Origin of the sequence: Pseudomonas pseudonitroreducens (assembly GCF_021603645.1) — a bacterium.
GTDB lineage: Bacteria > Pseudomonadota > Gammaproteobacteria > Pseudomonadales > Pseudomonadaceae > Pseudomonas > Pseudomonas pseudonitroreducens.
In genome coordinates, this window is the sequence record NZ_BQHJ01000002.1 from 255,961 (window position 1) to 275,592 (window position 19,632).

The window sequence follows — 19,632 nt, forward strand, 5'->3', positions numbered from 1 at the left end:
TGGCCGGCGGCCAGCGCATCGGCTATCGGAGCGCTGCCACGCGGATGCCTGAAACCATCCCTGCGGGCGCGCGTCGAACGCAGTATGTACCCGGAGAATCGCCATGCTGCTCCAGGACCTGAAACCCTTCCTGCTCTACTGCACCCTGATCAACTACGCCATCCTGCTGATCTGGTTCGCCGCCTTTACCCTCGCCCACGACTTCGTCTATCGCCTGCACACCCGCTGGTTCTCCCTGCCGGTGGAGCGATTCGATGGCATTCATTACGGCGGCATGGCGGTCTACAAGATCGGCGTCCTGCTGTTCAACCTGGTGCCACTGCTGGCGCTGTGCATGCTTTCCTGAAGCGATGCGCCAGCAGTGCGACATCATGACCACCGATCGGAAAGCAACTTGTTGAAATTTATTGGAAATAATCAGGTCGTAGGGTGCTCGCAGTTTTCAGGAGATCTCCCCGTGCACCACGCAACCCGCAGCCTGCGCAAGACCCTCGACGCCGTCGCCGCCAATAACGAAGCCACGGCCCTGGAAGTCATGCGGGCAGTCGAACAGGTCCAGGATGACCTGCTCCGGCAGAAACTGCTGAAGTCCATTCATCACCTCAACCAGGACGCCGCCGACCTGCGCGCCCTGCGTGAAGAGATTGCCTCGCCGATGACCCGCCGCGCCTGATTCGCCTCAGGCCATCGCCGGCTGCGTCGGCCGGCGATGGACCCAGATGCGCTTGAGCACCGTGGCGAACTGCGCCGACAGCCGGCCGCTGTTGTAGGTCTGGCCGTAGCGCGCGGCAATCGCCTGCACCTCACGCGACAACTGCGCATAGCGGCGCGCCGGCAAGTCCGGATAGAGATGGTGCTCGATCTGGTGGCTGAGGTTGCCGGTAAGGATGTGGAACAGCGGGCCGCCCTCCAGGTTGCTCGACCCGCGCAACTGGCGCAGGTACCAGTGGCCGCGCGTCTCGCCCTGCAGCACCTCGGGCGGAAAGACCGCGGCCTTCTCGGTGAAGTGGCCGCAGAAGATCACGGTGAAGGTCCACAGGTTGCGCATCAGGTTGGCGATGAGGTTGCCCAGCAGCACCGCGCCGAATGCGCCGGAGAACAGGCCGAGCAGCGGAAACACGGCGTAGTCCTTGACCCACTGGCGCCCAACCTTGGCGTTGAACTGGCGCAGCAGCGGACGCAGCTCCTCCTTACTCATCCGCCCCTTCACGTACTTGTCCAGGCGCAGGTGCTGCACCGCCACGGCGTACTGGAACAGCAGCGCCTGGATCGTCACCCACAGCGGCTGCCAGCGGTAGAACGGTTTCCACCTCTGCTCCGGGAACAGCCGCACCACGCCGTAGCCCACGTCGTCGTCCATGCCCAGCACGTTGGTGTAAGTGTGGTGCACGTGGTTGTGCGTGTGCCGCCAGAAATCCGCGGGGCCGACGATGTCCCACTCATAGTTCTGCCCGGAAAACTCCGGGTCGTTCATCCAGTCGTACTGGCCATGCATGACGTTATGGCCCAGCTCCATGTTCTCCAGGATCTTGCCCAGTCCGAGTAGGAAGGTACCCAGCAGCCAGGTCGGCGGGAACCAGCCTGCCATCAGCAACACGCGGCCGCTCCAGCAGCAGAAGCGCACCGCCGCGCGGATACGGCGGATGTAGCGGGCGTCCTTTTCGCCCAGGTCGTGCAGGGTGCGCTGGCGCAGGGCGTCCAGTTCGGCACCGAAGGCCTCCAGCTCGGCGGCGCTGAGGTCGCGATCTTCGCGCATGGACATTCTCCAGAAGGTCAGAGATCGACGGTCAGGTCGCCCTGGGGCGCGCTGACACAGATGCGGATGGGCTGGCCCGGCTCACTGAACAGCTCACCGCTGCGCAGGTCGCGCACGCAGCCGCTGACCAGCGTGCAGGTGCAGCGGGTGCACACGCCCTGCCGGCAGCCATGCAGCGGGCGCAGGCCGCTGGCTTCGGCCTGCTCCAGCAGGCTGCGACGACTGTCACCGGTCACCTGCAGCGCGCTGCGGGCGAAGCGCAGGCTCACGGCCTGGGCCGGCTCGCGGTCGTCCCAGGCGGGCGGGCTGAAGCTTTCTGCCTGCAGGCTTCGGCTGCTCGCGCCCAGCGCCTGGCGTACCGTTTCGACGAAGCCGCCAGGACCGCACACCAGCACGTGGCGAGCCTGCAGATCGGCAACGTGATCGCGCTGGAAACGCCCGCTCAACTCACCGTCCAGCGCGACATCGCCGCTCAGCGCCCAGCGCAGTTCGAGGTTCGGGTATTGCCGCGCCAGGGCTTGCAGCCCGACGACGAAGGCCTTCTGGCCGCGCTCGCGAACGTAGTGCAGCAGCGTCACCGGGCCGCCGTAACCGCGCGCCAACGCCTCGCGCAGCAGGCCAAGCAAAGGCGTCAGGCCACTGCCCGCGGCCAGCAGCAGCACGCCCTGGTCATCGGCTGGCCAGTTCAGCTCGCCGTCCGGCTCGCCCAGTTCCAGCATTTCGCCGACACACAGTTGCTGCAGCAGGAAGGTGGAAATCCGCCCGCCCGGCTGCAACTTCACGGCGAACTCCAGGCAGCCGTCCTCGGCGACGCGGGTCAGGCTGTAGCTGCGGCTGTGGCGGATACCGTCGTTCTCGACGAATAGTTGCAGGTGTTGGCCGGGCCGCGCTCCGCGCCAGTACGCATTCGGGCGCAGGCGCAACTCGAGCATGTCGTCAGCCACCCATTGCCGCGCCTCCACCCGAGCAAACACGCGCCGCAGCGACCAGCCGGGGTTGCAGGCGCGCAGTACGGCATCGACATCCGACTCGCGCAGCCATTGGCCACGCACCAGAGCGCGCAGCGGTGACAGCAGCGGCGAGACGAAGCGCAGGCCGGTGAAAGGGAGCAGAGGCATGGGCGGACACCGAACAGTAAACATGTGTTCACTTAAAATCTCACGTGAAGGAGATTTCAGTCAACAGTTGTTCACTGTGACGCGCAGGAAGCTCCCCAACGCCAACCGGCATTTGCTAGAGTGCCTGCGCCTTCGCCTTGGATAGCACTGCCGTATGTCCACTCCCCGCGCCGAACAGAAGCAACAGACCCGCCTGGCCCTGATGGATGCCGCACGCAGCCTGATGGACAGCGGCCGCGGTTTCGGCAGCCTGAGCCTGCGCGAAGTGGCGAAGACGGCCGGGATCGTCCCGGCAGGCTTCTACCGGCACTTCACCGACATGGACCAGCTCGGCCTCGCCCTGGTCGCCGATGTCGACGAAACCTTCCGCGAAACCCTGCGGGTGGTACGCCGCAACGAATTCGAGCTGGGCGGCGTGATCGAAGCGTCGGTGCGCATCTTCCTCGACGCCGTGACCGCCAACCGTACCCAGTTCCTCTTCCTCGCCCGCGAGCAATACGGCGGCTCGCACCCGATCCGCCAGGCCGTCGGCGCCCTGCGCCAGCGCATCACCGATGACCTGGCCGCCGACCTGGCATTGCTCAACAAGCTGCCGCATCTGGGCGCCCAGGACATCGACGTGATCGCCGACCTGGTGGTGAAGACCGTCTTCGCCACCCTCCCCGAGCTGATCGACCCGCCAGCCGACAGCCTGCCGACGCACCTCTCGCCCCAGGCCAAGATCACCCAGCAGCTGCGCTTCATCATGATCGGCGCCAAGCACTGGACCGGGATCGGCTCGCGGCCCTGAGCTTCGCTCACGCGCTCAACGCTTTCGTGTAGGAGCGAGCTTGCTCGCGAACCGGCCCCGCTGCGAAATCTGTTCGCGAGCAAGCTCGCTCCCACAAAGAGCCGCATCCGCCCCTCGATGGTGCGCACCGTTTTCGTGCGCACCAATGTTGCGCGCACGCACCATTCCTGATCGTTCGGACAACGCCGTCAGGCCGCGCCAGCGCTAGCTCAGGCCGACGCTGGCAAGCCCCTTGCTGTAGCACCGGCATTGCTACTGCCGGACGCTGCCATGCTGGTCATCCACCAACGAATCGAACCCCGCGAACACTGGGACGCCGAGTTGCGCCTGAACTACGAGGCGCGCAGCAAGAGCCGCCTGCGCTGCTTCAGCAGCAGCGGTGAAGACGTCGGCCTGTTCCTCGAACGCGGCCAGTCGCCGCTGGCGGATGGCGAATTCCTGCTGGCCAACGATGGCCGGGTGGTGCGCGTCAGCGCGGCGCCGGAGAAGCTGCTCCACGTCACCTGCGCCAACGCTCGCGAACTGAACCGCGCGGCCTATCACCTGGGCAATCGCCACGTCGCCCTGCAGGTCGGCGAAGGCTGGCTGCGCCTGCTCGACGACTACGTGCTCAAGGCGATGCTCGACCAGCTCGGCGCGACGGTGGATGCCATCGAAGCGCCGTTCCAGCCGGAGCACGGCGCCTATGGTGGCGGCCATCACCACTCGCATCATGGCGAGGAACAGTTCAACTACGCGCCGAAGCTGCATCAGTTCGGGGTTCGCTTGTGATGTTTTGGCGCGAGCCCCGCTCCCCCACCCCAGCCCTCTCCCAGAGGAAGAGGGAGCCGAACGGCAGACATGAGAAGGTCATCGCCCATGGCTGAATCCTTCAGTTTCTGGTCGCTCCTGCGCCTGGCCAGTCCGCAGTTGCCCATTGGCGGCTACAGCTATTCGCAAGGGCTGGAAAGCGCCATCGACCAGGGCCAGGTCAAGGACTCCGACGGCGCCCGCACCTGGCTCGCCGACCAGTTGCAGCTGAACCTCGCCCGCTTCGAGGGCCCGCTGCTGGCCGAGCTGCTGCGCGCGGCACAGAGCGCCGACTGGAGCGCCTTGCGCGACGCCGCCGAGCGCCACCGCGCCAGCCGCGAGACCCGCGAGCTGGGCCTGGAGAATCGGCAGATGGGCTTCTCCCTCGGCCAATTGCTCGAAGCCCTGCCCGAGCTGGACGAGCCCGCGCGCCAATGGCTTGCCGCACAGCCCGAGCCCTCGTTCGCCGCCGCCTGGGCCCTGGCCGCCCGGGCCTGGGGTTTATCCCCGGAGCAGGCTCTCGGCGCCTGGCTGTTTAGCTGGCTGGAGAACCAGCTGGCAGTGCTGATGAAGACCCTGCCGCTGGGCCAACTGGCCGCGCAGAAGCTCACCTCGCAACTGCTCCCCGACCTCGACAACGCCTGCCAGGCAGCACTCGCCAACCCGCCCCACGGCGGCGCGCCCTTCGGCCTGGCGCTGGCCTGCATGAATCACGAAACCCAATACAGCCGTCTGTTCCGCTCCTAGGAGAACTGCCATGAACTCTCAACCTCTTCGCGTCGGCATCGGCGGCCCGGTGGGCTCCGGCAAGACCGCCCTGACCCTGGCGCTGTGCCGCGCCCTGCGCCAGCGCTACAACATCGCCGTGGTCACCAATGACATCTACACCCAGGAGGACGCACAGTTCCTGGTGCGCAACGAAGCGCTGGAGCCGGAGCGGATCATCGGCGTGGAAACCGGCGGCTGCCCGCATACGGCGATCCGCGAGGATGCTTCGATCAACCTGGAGGCGGTGGACCAGCTCAACCGGCGCTTCCCCGGCCTCGACCTGATCCTGGTGGAGTCCGGCGGTGACAACCTCTCGGCCACCTTCAGCCCCGAGCTGTCCGACCTGACCCTCTACGTGATCGACGTGTCCGCCGGCGACAAGATCCCGCGCAAGGGCGGGCCGGGCATCTGCAAGTCCGACCTGCTGGTGATCAACAAGATCGACCTCGCCCCACTGGTGGGCGCTTCGCTGGAAGTGATGGACCAGGACGCCTCGCGCATGCGCGGCGACAAGCCCTTCGTCTTCAGCAACCAGAAGACCGGCCAGGGCCTGGCCGAGATCATCACCTTCATCGAGCGCCAGGGGCTGCTGACCGCAGCCTGATGCCCTTCCGCGGCCGCGGAAGAACGGTCGCCCCACGACAAGAACCAGGGAGTTATCCATGCAATTGCGCAAAGCCCTCTACAGCCTGGCGCTGTTCCTCACCCCGGCGGTGGCCTTCGCCCATCCGGGGCACGGCGACCATGGCCTGATCGCCGGCATCGCCCACCCCATCAGCGGCCTCGACCACCTGCTGGCGATGCTCGCCGTCGGCCTCTGGGCCGCACAGCAGAAAGGCGCGGCGCGCCTGGCGCTACCCTGCACCTTCGTCGGCAGCATGCTGATTGGCGGACTGCTCGGTTTCGAGGGGCTGCAGATGCCATTCATGGAAACCGGCATTGCCGCTTCCGTGCTCGCGCTGGGCCTGTGCGTCGCGCTGGCCGTGCGCCCGCCGCTGTTCCTGGCGATGGGCGCAACCGCGTTGTTCGCCCTCGCCCACGGCGTGGCCCACGGACTGGAGCTGCCGGAACTGAGCAGTCCGTGGCTGTATGCCGCTGGTTTCGTCGCGGCAACCGCTGCGCTGCATGCGGCGGGTTACGGGATTGTTCGTGCGCTGCCGCAAGCGGCGGCACCGCTGGTGCGTTTCGCCGGGCTGGCTTCGGCAGGCGCGGGTGCATGGCTGCTCGCCGGCTGACCCGCTTTTCGCAGGAGCGAGCTTGCTCGCGAACCAACCTCGCTGCGAGGCCGTTCGCGAGCAAGCTCGCTCCTACAAAAAAGTCGGTGCATCGGTGGGAGCGTAGGAGCGGACTCCGTCCGCGATGTCTTCCCGCGCGCTGGGAACCTATCGCGGACAGAGTCCGCTCCTACAAGGTCAAGAGCCCCTCCCCCTGACCCTGGCTGCGCGCCCCGCTCCTCAAGCGGGAGAGGGGACTGTCCGGTGCAGGATGAAGCCTCGGTATCAGAAGCTCGGACGGCTCCCTCTCCCTCTGGGAGAGGGCTGGGGTGAGGGAGAAATCCCGGCACGGAGACCCCGGATTGCAACGGTTAGCCGGCCGTACATCAGCCCTTGCGATGCACCGAGAACCCCGCCCACGCCTGGCTCACCGGCATGATTTCCAGGGTGTTGATATTGATGTGCGGCGGCTGGTTCATGATCCAGTGGATGGTCTCGGCGATGTCCGCGGACTGGATCGGCTCGGCGCCAGCGTAGGTCTTGTCGTACTTCGCCTGGTCACCGCCGAAGCGCACCAGCGAGAACTCGCTCTCGCACATGCCCGGTTCCAGGTTGGTGACCCGCACGCCAGTGCCCTGCAGGTCGCAACGCAGGTTCAGCGAGAACTGCTCGACGAAGGCCTTGGTCGCGCCATACACGTGGCCGCCCGGATAGGGCCAGTGCCCGGCCACCGAGCCGAGGTTGAGGATGCTCGCACCTGGGCCGTGGGCGATCAGGCGCGGCAGCAACAGGCGGGTGGCGTACATCAGGCCCTTGATGTTGGTGTCGACCATGGTGTCCCAGTCATCCAGCTCGCATTGCTGCGCCGGGTCGGTGCCCAGGGCAAGGCCGGCGTTGTTGATCAGGCCGCGCAGCTTTGCGAACTTCTCCGGCAGGCTGTCCACGGCGGCGGTCATCGCCGCGCGATCGCGCACGTCGAGTACCAGCGGCAGCACGTCGGTCTCGGCGGAAAGCTCCTGGGCCAGTGCATTCAGGCGCTCCTCACGGCGGCCGGTGATCACCAGCGACCAGCCGTCACGGGCGAAACGCCGCGCACAGGCTTCGCCGAAGCCGGAGGTGGCGCCGGTAATGAACAGGGTGGGAGTGGTCATCGCAAAGTCCTCTTTTTTACAGGCTTGTGCTGGGCGCCGCCGTCACCGGTGCATGCCGGGAAATCGTGCAGTGCGCGTTCTTGTCGGTCGGTCGAGCATAACAGCCCGAACCTGCCGCGTTGCGTTACAGCCGTGCTGGATAAAACCCGAACAGCCGCGTGAAAGCCCCATGCCTGCTAGGCCGCCGCGAGTTGCACCCACCTTTTCCACAGGCTGCTCCACGGATTCTGTGGGCAAGCGCAAAGCGCCTTTTCCGCTGGACGATTTTCGAGCGCCCTGGCGCAAGCCGCGCCGGCGTTGCGCTGGAGAAGTTCTTCCCAAGGTTATCCACAGGTCTTTCAACGGCTGACGGGGACAATTGTCAGTTTCCCGGAACTTTTCCGCGAAGCCATACCTGTCCATCCATACAGGGGTTGCGGGGTGATCGAACAGAATTCGACCGCCCGTGACGGCGCCAGTGGCCACGGGGCCTGGCAGCGTTCTCCCAGATGTTATCCACAGCCCGGCCCACAGATTTTCGGGACAACTTCACGGCACCAGCAGGCGCGCCGCAATCAGGTCTTCCAGCGCGTGACCGACGGATTTGAACAGGGTGATCTCGCTGTCATCCCGCCGCGCTCCGCGCCCCTGCAGCAAGTCGCTCAGTTGGGTAGCGATGGCGCCCTCCTCGATCACGCCCTCGCCCATCGGGATCAGCAAGTCGCCCGCTTCTTCCAGCGCGCCTTCGCGGGTGTCGACGACGATGCGCGCGCGGCGCACGGCTTCGCTGTCGGTCTCGCGCATGCTCGGCAGGAAGGCGCCAACCAGGTCGAGGTGGCAACCCGAGCGCAACCATTCGCCGAGCACGATGGGCTCGCGGGAAGTAGTGACGCAACTGATGCAGTCCGCCGCCGCGACTCCGCCACGCAAGTCGGGGCAGGCATGAACGGGGTAGCCTTCGTCCTGCAATTGCTTCACCAGCGCCAGCACCTTGTCTTCCTGGCGGCCCCAGAGGGCGATGTCCTCGTACTCGCGCACCGCGCAGTGGGCGCGGACCATGTGCGGCGCCAGGGTGCCGCTGCCGACCACCAGCAGCCGCCGCGCATCGCGGCGCACCAGGTAATCGGCGGCCAGCGCAGAGGTGCAGGCGGTGCGCCGAGCGGTCAGCTCCGAGGCTTCGAGCATGGCCAGCGGGCGGCCGCTGCTGCCGTCGAACAGACAGAACAGCGCGGCCACCGCCGGCAGATTCTTCGCACCATTGCCGGGAAACACAGTGACCAGTTTCACGCCGATGTCCTGGCCGGGGCGCCACACCGGCATGGTCAGCAGCGAGGCGTTTTCGGGCAGCTCATGGCAGCCGCGCACCGGGGCTTCGCACTCATGGGCGAGGCCGATGCGCAGGGCTTCGATCAGTTGCGGATAACCCAGGCTGTGGGCCACGTCGGCGTTGGTGAGGAAGCGGAGGTCTTGCATGGAAACCCCACTGCGGGAAAGCGATGGATAACCGTAGGAGCGGACTTCGTCCGCGATGCTTCCCGGCGCGCCTGAGAACATCGCGGACGAAGTCCGCTCCTACAAAAGGCGACCGCGTCAGTGCCCCCCGAGATAGGCGTTGCGAACCTCCTGGTTACCCAGCAGTTCCGCACCGGTACCGCTCAGGCGAATCTCGCCGTTGACCATCACGTAGCCGCGGTCCGACAGCTTCAGCGCGTGGTTGGCGTTCTGCTCCACGAGGAACAGCGTCATCCCGCTCTGCGCCAGCTCGCGCAGGGTCTGGAAGATCTGCTTGACCACGATCGGCGCCAGCCCCAGCGAAGGCTCGTCGAGCAGCAGCAGCTTGGGTCGGCTCATCAGCGCGCGGGCGATAGCGAGCATCTGCTGCTCGCCGCCGGACATGGTCATGGCGCGCTGGTTGCGCCGCTCCTTCAGGCGCGGGAAGAGGTCGAACATGCGCTGCATGTCTTCCTGGGCGTGCTCCATGCCGATGGGGATGGTACCCATCAGCAGGTTTTCCTCCACGGTCATGTCGGGGAACACCCGGCGCCCTTCGGGCGACTGCGCGATGCCGTTGGAGGCCACGTAGTGCGCGGACTTGTGGCGGATGTCCTGGCCCTTGTAGAGGATCGCGCCGCCCGCCGCGCGGGGCTGCCCGAAGATCGACATCAGCAGCGTGGATTTGCCGGCTCCGTTGGCGCCGATCAGCGCCACGGTCTCCCCCTCGTTGACGGTCAGCGAGACTTTCTTCAGCGCCTGGATCGGCCCGTAGAACACATCCACCTCACGGAATTCCAACATCGGCGCCGTCATGCCAGCTCCTCTTCGTCTGCGCCGAGATAGGCGGCAATGACCTTGTCGTTGTGGCGAATTTCCTCCGGGCCGCCGCGGGCGATGACCACGCCGTGGTCGAGCACGATGATGTGGTCGGAGATGTTCATCACCATGCCCATGTCGTGCTCGATCAGCAGCACGGTGATGCCGTGGTGGTCGCGCAGGTAGCGGACGATGCGCGCCAGTGCCTGGGTTTCCGCAGGGTTGAGGCCGGCGGCGGGTTCATCGAGGCAGATCAGCTCGGGCCGGGTGCACATGGCGCGGGCGATCTCCAGGCGGCGCTGCTGCCCGTAGGACATCTCGCCGGCCAGGCGGTTGGCGCAGTCCACCAGGTCCACCACTTCCAGCCAGTAGAAGGCGTGGTCCAGCGCCTCGCTTTCCGCGCGGCGGTAGCCGGGGGTATTGAGCACGCCGGCGATGAGGTTGCGGTTGACAAACATGTGCTGGGCCACCAGCAGGTTCTCCACCACCGACATCTCGCGGAACAGCCGGATGTTCTGGAAGGTGCGCGCCAGGCCGGCGCGGTTCACCAGATGAGTGCCGCCGAACATCTTATAGTAGAGGCGGTTGCCGAACTGCGCCGGGTTGACGAAGTCGCCACCCTGGAACGGCTGGCCGAGCACCTTGATGATGTCGGTGGTGCCACCCTGGGTGTTGAGCAGGATGTTGCCGCCAGTGGCCTTGTAGAAACCGGTGAGGCAGTTGAACACCGTGGTCTTGCCGGCGCCATTGGGGCCGATCAGCGCGGTGATGGAGCCGCGCTCCACGTCGAGGTTGACGTCGTTGAGCGCCTTGATGCCGCCGAAGTGCATCATCAGGTGCTCGACGCTGAGGATCTTGTCACCGCTCATGGCGCCACCCCCTTGCGTACGGCGAAGCCCGAGCGGCTGATGCGGATCAGCCCGCGCGGCCGCCAGATCATCATCAGCACCATGAGGATGCCGAACAGCAGCACGCGGTAGTCGGCGAAGCTGCGCAGCAGCTCCGGCGCCACGGTGAGGACGAAGGCGGCGATCACCACGCCCACCGTCGACCCCATGCCGCCCAGCACCACGATGGCGAGAATCAGCGCCGACTCGAAGAAGGTGAACGACGACGGGTTGACGAAGCCCTGGTAGCTGGCGAAGAACACCCCTGCCAGCCCGGCAGTGGACGCGCCGAGCATGAACGCCGAGAGCTTCACCAGCACGTGGTTCAGGCCCATGGCGCGGCAGGCGATCTCGTCCTCGCGCAGCGCTTCCCAGGCGCGGCCGACCGGCATGCGGGTCAGCCGGTGCTTGATGTAGAGCACCAGCATGACCACCAGGAACAGCACGATGTAGATGAACAGGAACTTGAAGTTCTGGTTGTAATCGATGCCGAGGAACTCGTGGATCGGCGTGCCGCCCTCCTTCGCCCGGCGACCGAACTCGAGGCCGAAGAAGGTCGGCGACGGCACCGGCATGCCGTTCGGGCCGCCGGTGAAGGACAGCCAGTTGTTGAGGATCAGGCGGATGATCTCGCCAAAGCCCAGGGTCACGATGGCCAGGTAGTCACCGTGCATTCGCAACACAGGGAAGCCCAGCAGCGCCCCCGCCAGCGCAGCGACGATGGCCGCCAGCGGCAGCACCGTCCAGAAGCCCAGGCCGAGGTACTGGTAGCCCAGCGCCAGGCCATAGGCACCGATGGCGTAGAAGGCCACGTAGCCGAGATCGAGCAGGCCGGCGAGGCCGACCACGATGTTCAGGCCCAGGCCGAGCAGCACGTAGATCAGCCCGAGGATGATCACGGTAAGCAGGTACTTGCTGGCGAAGAACGGGAAGATCACCGCGGCGAGGATCACCAGCGGGACTATCCAGCGCAGGCGCGTCTTGTAGCCCGGCGGCAGCACGCTGATGCCCGAGTCGGAGCTTTCGAAACGGTCCATGATGCGCAGGCCGGCAGGGGTCTGCAGGAACAGGCTGAGCAGCAGGCGACCGAGCATCACCGCGCCGATCATCCAGGCCAGGCGAACCGGCTCGACCTTGAAGCTGTAGCCATCGAGCACGATGCCGACGATGGGGCCGAACACGATCAGGGCGATCAGGCCGGCCAGCACGGTGTCGATGAGGCTCTTCCGGATATCGATGCGCGCCGGGGCCGGCGCGGCTGAAGTCTGGGTAACGGACGTCATGCTTACACCTTCGATACCTGGGGACGCCCCAGGAGCCCTTGCGGTCGGAAGATCAGGATGGTCACCAGCAGGCCGAAGGCGAACACATCCTTGAAGTCGGTGTTGACCATGCCGGAGAACTGCGCCTCGGCCACGCCCAGGATCAGCCCGCCGAGCATGGCGCCGGGCAGCGAGCCGATGCCGCCGAGCACCGCGGCAGTGAATGCCTTGATGCCGATGATGAAGCCGGCGTAGAAGTCGAAGGTGCCGTAGTTCATGGTGATCAGCACGCCGGCCAGCGCGGCCATGGCGGCGCCGATGACGAACACGTAGGAGATCACCCGGTCGGTGTTGATCCCCAGGATCGAGGCCATCTTGCGGTCCTGCTGGGTGGCGCGGCACATGCGCCCGAGCTTGGTGTACTGGATCACGTAGGTGAGCACGCCCATGCCGACGAAGGCGGCGATGAGGATGAACACCTTGGTGTAGGTCAGTTGCACGAAGCCTTCGCCGATGTGGAACTTGAAGGCGCCGTCGAGCAGGGTCGGCACGCCTTGCTGGCGCGGGCCCTGGGCCAGCTGCACGTAGTTCTGCAGGATCAGCGACATGCCAATGGCGGAGATCAGCGGCGCCAGGCGCGTGGAGTTGCGCAGCGGCTTGTAGGCGATGCGCTCGATCACCCAGCCGTACACGCCGGTGACGAAGATGGTGAAGACCAGGGTGCCGAGAATCAGCAGCGGGAACGACTGCAGGCCGAAGAAGGCCAGCAGGGCCAGGCCCACCGCCGAGAGATAGGCGGAGATCATGTACACCTCGCCGTGGGCGAAGTTGATCATGCCGATGATGCCGTAGACCATCGTGTAGCCGATGGCGATCAGACCGTAGACCGACCCGAGGGTCAGCCCGTTGATCATTTGCTGAAGGAAGATACCGTCCACGATTGGGTACTCGCGCAAGCAGTGCAGGAAAGGCTGACGGCTCGCGCAATCACCGGCTCGTGACCAGCTGCGCGCGTACCGCCGACCTGCGGGGAAGCCGGCGCCGCGGGTAGCGGCGCCGGCCGGGTCAGGCGGTTACTTCTTGAACGCGTCGAGCTGGTGGTACTTGCCCTTGTCGTCCCACTCGTAGACCACGTAGTCGGAGACTTTCAGGTCGCCTTTCTTGTCCCACTCCTTCTTGCCCATCACGGTCTGCACCGGGTTGGCCTTCAGCCAGGCGCTGGCCTTGGCCGGGTCGGTCTTGCCCGCGCCGTTGAAGGCGGCGGCCAGGGCCTGTACCGAGGAGTAGGCATAGAGGGTGTAGCCTTCCGGCTCGAAGCCATTGGCGCGGAATTTCTCCACCACGGCCTTGCCGTCCGGGATCAGGCGCGGGTCGGCGCCGAAGGTCATCAGCACGCCCTTGACGTACTGCGGGCCGCCGGCGGTGGTGACCAGTTCATCGGTAACGATGCCGTCATCGGACATGAACTTGGCGGTCAGGCCCTGCTCGCGCATCTGACGCACCAGCGGGCCGGCTTCCGGGTGCAGGCCGCCGAAGTAGACGACTTCTGCGCCCGAGGCGCGGATCTTGGTGACCAGGGCGTTGAAGTCCTTCTCGCCACGGGTCAGGCCTTCGTACAGCACTTCCTTCACGCCGCGCTTGTTCAGCTGTGCACGGGTGGCGTCCGCCAGGCCCTGGCCGTAGGTGTCCTTGTCGTGGATCACCGCGACCTTCTTCGCCTTCAGCACGTCGACGATGTAGTCGCCGGCAACCACGCCCTGCTGGTCGTCACGGCCGCACATGCGGAACATGCCGGAAAGGCCGCGCTCGGTGACCTGCGGGTTGGTGGAGCCGGGGGTGATGGCGATGATGCCGGCTTCGTCGTAGACCTCCGAGGCGGGGATGGTGGAGGAGGAGCAGAAGTGGCCGACCACGGCGACCGCCTTGTCCTGGTCCACCAGGCGGTTGGCCACGGCCACGGCCTGTTTCGGTTCGCAGGCGTCGTCCGCCTTTACCAGCTTGATCTTCTCGCCATTGATACCGCCGGCGGCGTTGATGTCTTCCGCGGCCTGGCTAGCCCCACGCCAGTACTGCTCACCGAACGAGGCGTTGGCCCCGGTATGCGGACCCGCGACCCCGATAACGACATCGGCCTGTACAACGGAAGACATGCCCAGCGCGGTGGTTACCGCCAGGGCCAGAAAGCCTTTTCTGAAAATCTTCTGCGACATGGAGTTTTGCTCCTGAGGGTTTTTGTAATGGCGCGTTGTAGTTCTTGTTGGCGATTTCTCGTTTAAGCGATTCAGCGATTAATCGACAGCAAGCGGCGTGCCATTCGTTTTTGTTATTAACCAAGTCCTACAGCAAAAACAGCCAGAGCTGGCAGACGTCTAGCGCTAGACACGTGCAACCCACTGAAAACAGAAGGTGCAACCAGGCAGGCAAAAGGGTGCAACCCACCTTCCCGTAGGCGGCCTTTTTCCAGCCACCACAGGCGCAACCCCAACCGTAACCGTCGCTGTCACCGAACTGCACATCCGCGGTGCAGACCCGCTGGGGTAACGCACCATAAGAGGCTAGACCAAAGTGCAGCGAGCGTGGCCGAGTCAAACCGGGGGCGGCGAGCGCCCCGGATTGAACCGCCTCAGATCACCACCCGCAGGCATTGCCCGGCGTGGTAGAGGGAGAAGCCGGCTTCGTACAGACAACTGCGCAGGCCCACGGCGGAAATCTCCTCCATGGGCCTGAGCGGCATCGGCAAGGCGCTGGCGTCCCCGTCCAGCAGGAAGTCGGCGAAGGCCTTGCCCACCACCGTGCCGGTGGTGACGCCACGGCCGTTGTAGCCGCTCATGGCGACCAGCCCCGGCGCCGGCTCGAACAGGCGCATGAGGTGGTCGGGGGTGAAGTCGATGCAGCCGGTCCAGGTGAACTCCCAGTCCACCTTGCCCAGCCGGGGGAAGTAGTGCTGCTGGATGCGATCCGCCCAGCTCTTCAGGAACCACGCCGGCTTGCCGGTGCCCTTGCCGAGGCTGCCGAGCAGCAGGCGGCCGTCGGCGTCGCGGCGGATGCTGCTGAGCACCTGGCGGGTATCCCAGGAACCCTGCCCGCCCGGCAGGATGCGCGCGGCTTCGGCGCCCTCCAGCGGGCGCGAGGCAACCTGGTAGTAGTAACCGGGGAAGAAGGTGCGACGCAGTTCGGTCCATTCGCCTTCGGTATAGGCGCTGGAGGCAATCACGACCTGTTCGGCGGTGACGACGCCACCGGCGGTGATCACGTTCCACGCACTGCCCACACGCACCAGCCCAACCACCGGGGAATGGTGGTACAGCTCACCGCCCAGCCCAACGACGGCGCGGGCGAGGCCGCTGACGTAGGCCATGGGGTTGAGCGTACCGGCGCGGCGATCGAGCAGCGCGCCGGCGATCTTGTCGGTGCCGCAGGCCTGCTCGCACTCGGCGCCGGTCAGTAGTTCCACTGGAGCGCCGCGGCGACCCCATTGCTCGCAGCGGCTGCGCAGGTCGGCCAGGCCGCGGGCGTTGTGCCCCATGTGCAGGGTGCCTTCGCGGCGCGCCTGGCAATCGATGGCGTACTTGTCGATCAGCGAGAACACCAGAGAGGGCGCATTGCCGAGCATGCGGTTGACCCGCTGGCCAACCTCCGCGCCCATGCCCGCTTCGATCTCGTCCGGCGGAATCCACAGGCCGGCGTTGACCAGCCCGACGTTGCGCCCCGAGCCGCCGTGGCCGGTGGTGTGGGCTTCCAGCACGCAGACCGTCTGGTCGCGCTCCAGCAGATGCAACGCGGCGGACAGGCCGGTGAAGCCCGCGCCGATGACACACACGTCGACCTTGCGATCCCCGCGCAGCTCCGGGGCTTCCGGGCGATCGGGGGTCAGGTGTTCCCACAGACATTCTTGGCGAAGCGACATCCAGCGATCCTTCTACGCGAACCTTGTGAATGACTCTGTACGGCGGTTGGGCCGTTGTAGGGCGCATAACGCGCCAGCGTTATCCGCCGCAGCCGAACGGCGGATAACCTGTTCCAGGTTATTCGCCCTACGGTGCTGTACAGCAAGCCCACATCGCGAGCCGAGGCCTTTGTGTAGGAGCGAGCTTGCTCGCGAACCGCATGACGCCGAAGTCCAGCCGGACTCCGTTCGCGAGCAAGCTCGCTCCTACAGGGGCCCTTGGCCCCGGTGCCATCAGTCGAAGACTATGCCCTGCGCCAGCGGCAGTTCCCGCGAGTAGTTCACGGTGTTGGTCTGCCGGCGCATATAGCCCTTCCAGGCGTCGGAGCCGGACTCGCGGCCGCCGCCGGTTTCCTTCTCGCCACCGAAGGCGCCACCGATTTCCGCACCGCTGGGGCCGATGTTGACGTTGGCGATGCCGCAGTCGCTGCCCACCGCCGAGATGAAGGCTTCCGCCTCGCGCAGGTCGGTGGTGAAGATGCACGACGACAGCCCCTGCGGTACGCCATTGTTCAGCGCCAGCGCATCGTTGAAGTCCTTGTAGGGCACCACGTAGAGGATCGGCGCGAAGGTCTCGCTGCGCACCACGTCGCTCTGCTCGGGCATCTCGACGATGGCCGGCGACACGTAATAGGCGTCGGGGAATTTATCGGCCAGTTGGCGCTCGCCGCCGAACACCACACCGCCCTCGCCGCGCGCCTGCTCCAGCGCGCCCTGCATGGCCAGGAAGCTGCGCTCGTCGATCAGCGGCCCGATCAGATTGCCTTCCAGCGGATGGCCGATGCGCACCTTGGCATATGCCGTCTTCAGGCGACTGACGAACTCGTCCTTCACCGACTCGTGGGCGATCAGCCGGCGCAGCGTAGTGCAGCGCTGCCCGGCGGTGCCGACGGCGCTGAACAGCACGGCGCGCACGGCCATGTCGAGGTCGGCGCTGGGCGCCAGGATCATCGCGTTGTTACCGCCCAGCTCGAGAATGCTGCGGCCGAAGCGAGCCGCTACGCGCGGGCCGACTTCGCTACCCATGCGGGTGCTGCCGGTGGCGCTGACCAGGGCGACGCGCACGTCATCCACCAGCGCTTCGCCAGCGCTGCGATCACCAATCACCACCTGGCTGAGGTGCTCCGGCGCATCACCGAACTTCTTCAGCGCGCGCTCGAACAGCGCCTGGCACGCCAGCGCGGTGAGCGGGGTTTTCTCCGACGGCTTCCACACCACCGAGTTACCGCAGACCAGCGCCAGCGCGGTGTTCCACGACCACACCGCAACCGGGAAGTTGAAGGCGCTGATCACCCCGACCACGCCCAGCGGATGCCAGGTCTCGCGCATGTGGTGGCCGGGGCGCTCGGAGGCGATGGTCAGGCCGTAGAGCTGGCGCGACAGGCCGACCGCGAAGTCGCAGATATCGATCATTTCCTGCACTTCGCCCAGGCCTTCCTGGGTGATCTTGCCGGCCTCCCAGGACACCAGCTCACCGAGTGCCGCCTTGCTCGCCCGCAGCTCCTCACCGAACAGCCGCACCAGTTCGCCACGACGCGGCGCCGGCACCTTGCGCCAGGCGTCGAAGGCACGGGCGGCGCGACCGATCTTCTGCTCCACCTCGGCGGCGCTTTCCAGGCGCACCGCGCCCAGGCGGCTGCCGTCGATGGGAGTGTGGATGACCTGATCGCCACCGGTGACCAGGCGGGCGTCGACGCCGAGGGATTCGAGCAGTGCGGAAATCATGCGGACTCCTGAATGGGTTCAGAACCAGTTGGAATGCCAGCAGTAATAAACGGCTTGCCTGGGCACAACAAACGACGTTTCCTATGCACATCATTCCGTAAATTCATGAACTGCCCACCATGCTGAGCAAACGCCACCTGCCGTCCATGACCGCCCTGCAATGCTTCGAGGCGGTGGCGCGGCACCTGAGTTTCACCCGCGCTTCCGAGGAGCTGAACCTGACCCAGAGCGCGGTCAGCAAGCAGGTGGCGCAGCTGGAAGAAATGCTCCAGCACCTGCTGTTCCGCCGTGTGCGCCGCCGCCTGCAACTGACCCCGGCAGGCGACCTGTACCTGGTGGAAGTGCGCAAGATCCTCATGCAGGTGGAGATGTCCACCCACTACCTCCTGTCCTACGGCGGCGAGACCGAAGTGCTGCGCGTGGCGACGCCACCGACCTTCGGCGCGCGCTGGCTGATCCCGCGACTGAATGGCTGGCGCCACCGCCATCCGAACATCCACCTGGACCTGCGCCAGGAACTGGAGCCGGGCGACCTCCTGCAGTCGCGCTGCGATATCGCCTTCTTCTTCGGTGCCGGCACCCTGCCCGGCGCGGAATGCGTGGCGCTGTTCGGCGAGGAAATGGTGCCGGTGTGCTCACCGGCGATCCTGCCGGCGCAGCCGCTGAGCGAGGCGACGCAACTGGCCGACCTGGTCCTGCTGCAGAACGCCACCCGCCAGGAGGCCTGGCACGAGTGGTTCCTCAGCCTCGGCCAGCACAGCGAGCACAGCTACCACGGGCCGCGCTTCGACACTTTCTACATGTGCATCCGCGCCGCCCAGGCAGGTTGCGGTGTGGCGCTGCTGCCGCGCTTCCTGGTGGAAGAGGAGCTGAGCGAAGGCAAGCTGGTGATCGCCTGGGAGCACGGGCTGGCGAGCCGCAGCGGCTACTACCTGGCGTATCCCGAACATGCGGCGGCGGTGCCCAAGGTTAGGGCGTTCGTCGAGTGGATCGAGGAGCGGATGGAGGGGTGAGTTCAGCGCGGCGCCAAGAGACCCTCACCCTAACCCTGGCTGCGCGCCCCGCTCCAAAGGCAGAGGTGACTGATCAGGCACAGGTTCGCGCCAGATCATCAGCCGGCACGAACGGCTCCCTCTCCCTCCGGGTGAGGGCTGGGGTGAGGGGAATGCCCGAGCGCAGAAACCTCAGACCAACAAACTCCGATCAAACACAAACGCCCCATCTCCCTGCGGCGTAAAGCGCAACACATGCTGCGGCCGCCCCATCGGCGGCTGGTGGCGCTCGCCGGTATCTTCCACCCAACCCGCCACCTTCATCCGCTCCAGCCGTCCGCGCAAGCTGGAATGCTGGATTTCCTCGCCGATGGATAGCTCGAAGGCCTTCAGCGCCTCGGCCACGGTGAAGCGCTCCGGCAACAGGTGCAGCGGCAGCGCGCTGTACACCGACTTGCCGGCCAGCCGCTCGCAGGCCTGCTGCACCAGTTGGCCGTGATCGAAGGGCAACGCATAGCGCTCACTGCGCACTGACTCCAGCGGCACGAAGTCGAGATCATCGGCGACCAGATCGGTATCCGGCGTCACCAGCACGAGGTAGAACACGCTCAGCGACCAGCCACGCGGGTCACGCACAGCGTTGCCGACCGTGGCTACCTGCTCCATGTAGGCCGGCTGTACCCGCGCCTTCTCGCGCAGCGCGCGCAGGGCGGCGTCATCCAGGCCATGGTCGGCGCAGCGGCCGTTGATCAGCACGCCGGGCAACGCCCACTGACCTTCGAACGGCGCCTGGGCACGGCGGATCAACAGCAGTTCCAGCCCGCGCTCGGGGTTCAGACGCAGCGCCACGATGTCTACGGTGGCCAGCACTTCAGCGGTACTCATCGATGCTCCTCGCACGCTTCCTCGCCGCAGGAAGCTCTGTGACTTATTTCACCACGTACA

20 protein-coding genes are annotated in these 19,632 nt (G+C 66.1%); 8 read left to right on the plus strand and 12 right to left on the minus strand.

What is annotated here, in order from left to right; all coding sequences use genetic code 11:
* Positions 1–103 precede the first annotated feature (103 nt).
* Both L6D89_RS05355 and L6D89_RS05360 read left to right on the plus strand, forming a co-directional pair.
* Positions 104–346, plus strand: a complete 243-nt coding sequence (locus tag L6D89_RS05355; protein ID WP_236171334.1) for a DUF6868 family protein — start codon at positions 104–106, stop codon at positions 344–346.
* A gap of 111 nt (positions 347–457) precedes the next feature.
* Positions 458–673, plus strand: a complete 216-nt coding sequence (locus L6D89_RS05360; protein WP_236171333.1) for a hypothetical protein — start codon at positions 458–460, stop codon at positions 671–673.
* A gap of 6 nt (positions 674–679) precedes the next feature.
* On the opposite strand, the gene L6D89_RS05365 is transcribed toward L6D89_RS05360, so the two are convergent.
* Together L6D89_RS05365 and L6D89_RS05370 are read right to left on the minus strand one after the other, a co-directional pair.
* The gene (locus tag L6D89_RS05365; RefSeq protein ID WP_236199002.1) at positions 680–1,762 is read right to left on the minus strand and encodes a fatty acid desaturase family protein; all 1,083 of its coding nucleotides are present in this window, start codon (positions 1,760–1,762) and stop codon (positions 680–682) included.
* Positions 1,763–1,773: 11 nt separating this feature from the next.
* Positions 1,774–2,874: a flavin reductase family protein gene (locus L6D89_RS05370; protein ID WP_236199003.1), complete on the minus strand. Its 1,101-nt coding sequence runs from the start codon at positions 2,872–2,874 to the stop codon at positions 1,774–1,776.
* A 154-nt stretch (positions 2,875–3,028) separates the two neighbouring features.
* Between L6D89_RS05370 and L6D89_RS05375 the strand changes: the two genes are divergently transcribed.
* The 5 genes from L6D89_RS05375 (at position 3,029) to L6D89_RS05395 (ending at position 6,456) form a co-directional block, all read left to right on the plus strand.
* Positions 3,029–3,664 carry a TetR family transcriptional regulator gene (locus tag L6D89_RS05375; protein WP_236171330.1) on the plus strand — a complete coding sequence of 212 codons (636 nt, stop codon included), beginning with the start codon at positions 3,029–3,031 and terminating at the stop codon, positions 3,662–3,664.
* A gap of 270 nt (positions 3,665–3,934) precedes the next feature.
* A complete protein-coding gene (gene ureE / locus L6D89_RS05380; RefSeq protein WP_236199004.1) occupies positions 3,935–4,435 on the plus strand; it encodes an urease accessory protein UreE in 501 nt (166 codons plus the stop codon).
* A gap of 87 nt (positions 4,436–4,522) precedes the next feature.
* Entirely contained in the window at positions 4,523–5,200 is a 678-nt protein-coding gene (locus L6D89_RS05385) for an urease accessory protein UreF (RefSeq protein ID WP_236199005.1), read from the plus strand.
* Positions 5,201–5,210: 10 nt separating this feature from the next.
* Positions 5,211–5,825, plus strand: a complete 615-nt coding sequence (ureG, locus tag L6D89_RS05390) for an urease accessory protein UreG (RefSeq protein ID WP_037012004.1) — start codon at positions 5,211–5,213, stop codon at positions 5,823–5,825.
* Between the two features lie 58 nt (positions 5,826–5,883).
* On the plus strand, positions 5,884–6,456 hold the full coding sequence (locus L6D89_RS05395; protein ID WP_236171327.1) for a HupE/UreJ family protein: 573 nt from the start codon (positions 5,884–5,886) through the stop codon (positions 6,454–6,456).
* 365 nt (positions 6,457–6,821) lie between these two features.
* Here the strand turns inward: L6D89_RS05395 and L6D89_RS05400 are convergent, their stop codons facing one another.
* From L6D89_RS05400 to amaB, 9 genes are all read right to left on the minus strand, one after another.
* Entirely contained in the window at positions 6,822–7,586 is a 765-nt protein-coding gene (locus tag L6D89_RS05400; protein WP_236171326.1) for an SDR family oxidoreductase, read from the minus strand.
* A 528-nt stretch (positions 7,587–8,114) separates the two neighbouring features.
* Complete coding sequence (lhpI, locus tag L6D89_RS05405) at positions 8,115–9,038, minus strand: bifunctional Delta(1)-pyrroline-2-carboxylate/Delta(1)-piperideine-2-carboxylate reductase (protein WP_236199006.1); 924 nt, start codon at positions 9,036–9,038, stop codon at positions 8,115–8,117.
* Between the two features lie 117 nt (positions 9,039–9,155).
* Positions 9,156–9,872 carry an ABC transporter ATP-binding protein gene (locus L6D89_RS05410; protein WP_236171324.1) on the minus strand — a complete coding sequence of 239 codons (717 nt, stop codon included), beginning with the start codon at positions 9,870–9,872 and terminating at the stop codon, positions 9,156–9,158.
* Complete coding sequence (locus L6D89_RS05415; protein ID WP_236199007.1) at positions 9,869–10,744, minus strand: ABC transporter ATP-binding protein; 876 nt, start codon at positions 10,742–10,744, stop codon at positions 9,869–9,871. Before L6D89_RS05415 ends, L6D89_RS05410 begins: the two co-directional genes overlap by 4 nt.
* Positions 10,741–12,045, minus strand: coding sequence for a high-affinity branched-chain amino acid ABC transporter permease LivM (livM, locus tag L6D89_RS05420; protein WP_054906393.1), 1,305 nt, complete (start codon positions 12,043–12,045; stop codon positions 10,741–10,743). Before livM ends, L6D89_RS05415 begins: the two co-directional genes overlap by 4 nt.
* Positions 12,046–12,047: 2 nt before the next feature.
* Entirely contained in the window at positions 12,048–12,962 is a 915-nt protein-coding gene (locus L6D89_RS05425) for an ABC transporter permease subunit (protein ID WP_054906392.1), read from the minus strand.
* 135 nt (positions 12,963–13,097) lie between these two features.
* Positions 13,098–14,234, minus strand: coding sequence for a branched-chain amino acid ABC transporter substrate-binding protein (locus L6D89_RS05430; protein ID WP_192434176.1), 1,137 nt, complete (start codon positions 14,232–14,234; stop codon positions 13,098–13,100).
* A gap of 413 nt (positions 14,235–14,647) precedes the next feature.
* Positions 14,648–15,931, minus strand: a complete 1,284-nt coding sequence (gene amaA / locus L6D89_RS05435; protein ID WP_236199008.1) for an L-pipecolate oxidase — start codon at positions 15,929–15,931, stop codon at positions 14,648–14,650.
* Positions 15,932–16,204: 273 nt separating this feature from the next.
* On the minus strand, positions 16,205–17,695 hold the full coding sequence (gene amaB / locus L6D89_RS05440) for an L-piperidine-6-carboxylate dehydrogenase (RefSeq protein WP_276574779.1): 1,491 nt from the start codon (positions 17,693–17,695) through the stop codon (positions 16,205–16,207).
* A gap of 119 nt (positions 17,696–17,814) precedes the next feature.
* On the opposite strand from amaB, the gene L6D89_RS05445 reads away from it, so the two are divergent.
* The gene (locus L6D89_RS05445) at positions 17,815–18,708 is read left to right on the plus strand and encodes a LysR family transcriptional regulator (protein WP_236199009.1); all 894 of its coding nucleotides are present in this window, start codon (positions 17,815–17,817) and stop codon (positions 18,706–18,708) included.
* A 171-nt stretch (positions 18,709–18,879) separates the two neighbouring features.
* On the opposite strand, the gene L6D89_RS05450 is transcribed toward L6D89_RS05445, so the two are convergent.
* Positions 18,880–19,572: an NrtR DNA-binding winged helix domain-containing protein gene (locus L6D89_RS05450; RefSeq protein WP_236199010.1), complete on the minus strand. Its 693-nt coding sequence runs from the start codon at positions 19,570–19,572 to the stop codon at positions 18,880–18,882.
* Between the last annotated feature and the right edge of the window lie 60 nt (positions 19,573–19,632).

Bases quoted from the DNA above. Each gene is read 5' to 3' on its own strand.
- L6D89_RS05375 (WP_236171330.1), top strand. From the start codon at position 3,029: ATGTCCACTCCCCGCGCCGAACAGAAGCAACAGACCCGCCTGGCCCTG.
- L6D89_RS05430 (WP_192434176.1), bottom strand. From the start codon at position 14,234: ATGTCGCAGAAGATTTTCAGAAAAGGCTTTCTGGCCCTGGCGGTAACC.
- L6D89_RS05395 (WP_236171327.1), top strand. From the start codon at position 5,884: ATGCAATTGCGCAAAGCCCTCTACAGCCTGGCGCTGTTCCTCACCCCG.
- L6D89_RS05370 (WP_236199003.1), bottom strand. From the start codon at position 2,874: ATGCCTCTGCTCCCTTTCACCGGCCTGCGCTTCGTCTCGCCGCTGCTG.
- L6D89_RS05450 (WP_236199010.1), bottom strand. From the start codon at position 19,572: ATGAGTACCGCTGAAGTGCTGGCCACCGTAGACATCGTGGCGCTGCGT.
- L6D89_RS05400 (WP_236171326.1), bottom strand. From the start codon at position 7,586: ATGACCACTCCCACCCTGTTCATTACCGGCGCCACCTCCGGCTTCGGC.
- amaB (WP_276574779.1), bottom strand. From the start codon at position 17,695: ATGATTTCCGCACTGCTCGAATCCCTCGGCGTCGACGCCCGCCTGGTC.
- ureG (WP_037012004.1), top strand. From the start codon at position 5,211: ATGAACTCTCAACCTCTTCGCGTCGGCATCGGCGGCCCGGTGGGCTCC.
- livM (WP_054906393.1), bottom strand. From the start codon at position 12,045: ATGACGTCCGTTACCCAGACTTCAGCCGCGCCGGCCCCGGCGCGCATC.
- ureE (WP_236199004.1), top strand. From the start codon at position 3,935: ATGCTGGTCATCCACCAACGAATCGAACCCCGCGAACACTGGGACGCC.
- L6D89_RS05445 (WP_236199009.1), top strand. From the start codon at position 17,815: ATGCTGAGCAAACGCCACCTGCCGTCCATGACCGCCCTGCAATGCTTC.
- amaA (WP_236199008.1), bottom strand. From the start codon at position 15,931: ATGTCGCTTCGCCAAGAATGTCTGTGGGAACACCTGACCCCCGATCGC.
- L6D89_RS05415 (WP_236199007.1), bottom strand. From the start codon at position 10,744: ATGAGCGGTGACAAGATCCTCAGCGTCGAGCACCTGATGATGCACTTC.
- lhpI (WP_236199006.1), bottom strand. From the start codon at position 9,038: ATGCAAGACCTCCGCTTCCTCACCAACGCCGACGTGGCCCACAGCCTG.
- L6D89_RS05355 (WP_236171334.1), top strand. From the start codon at position 104: ATGCTGCTCCAGGACCTGAAACCCTTCCTGCTCTACTGCACCCTGATC.
- L6D89_RS05365 (WP_236199002.1), bottom strand. From the start codon at position 1,762: ATGTCCATGCGCGAAGATCGCGACCTCAGCGCCGCCGAGCTGGAGGCC.
- L6D89_RS05385 (WP_236199005.1), top strand. From the start codon at position 4,523: ATGGCTGAATCCTTCAGTTTCTGGTCGCTCCTGCGCCTGGCCAGTCCG.
- L6D89_RS05410 (WP_236171324.1), bottom strand. From the start codon at position 9,872: ATGACGGCGCCGATGTTGGAATTCCGTGAGGTGGATGTGTTCTACGGG.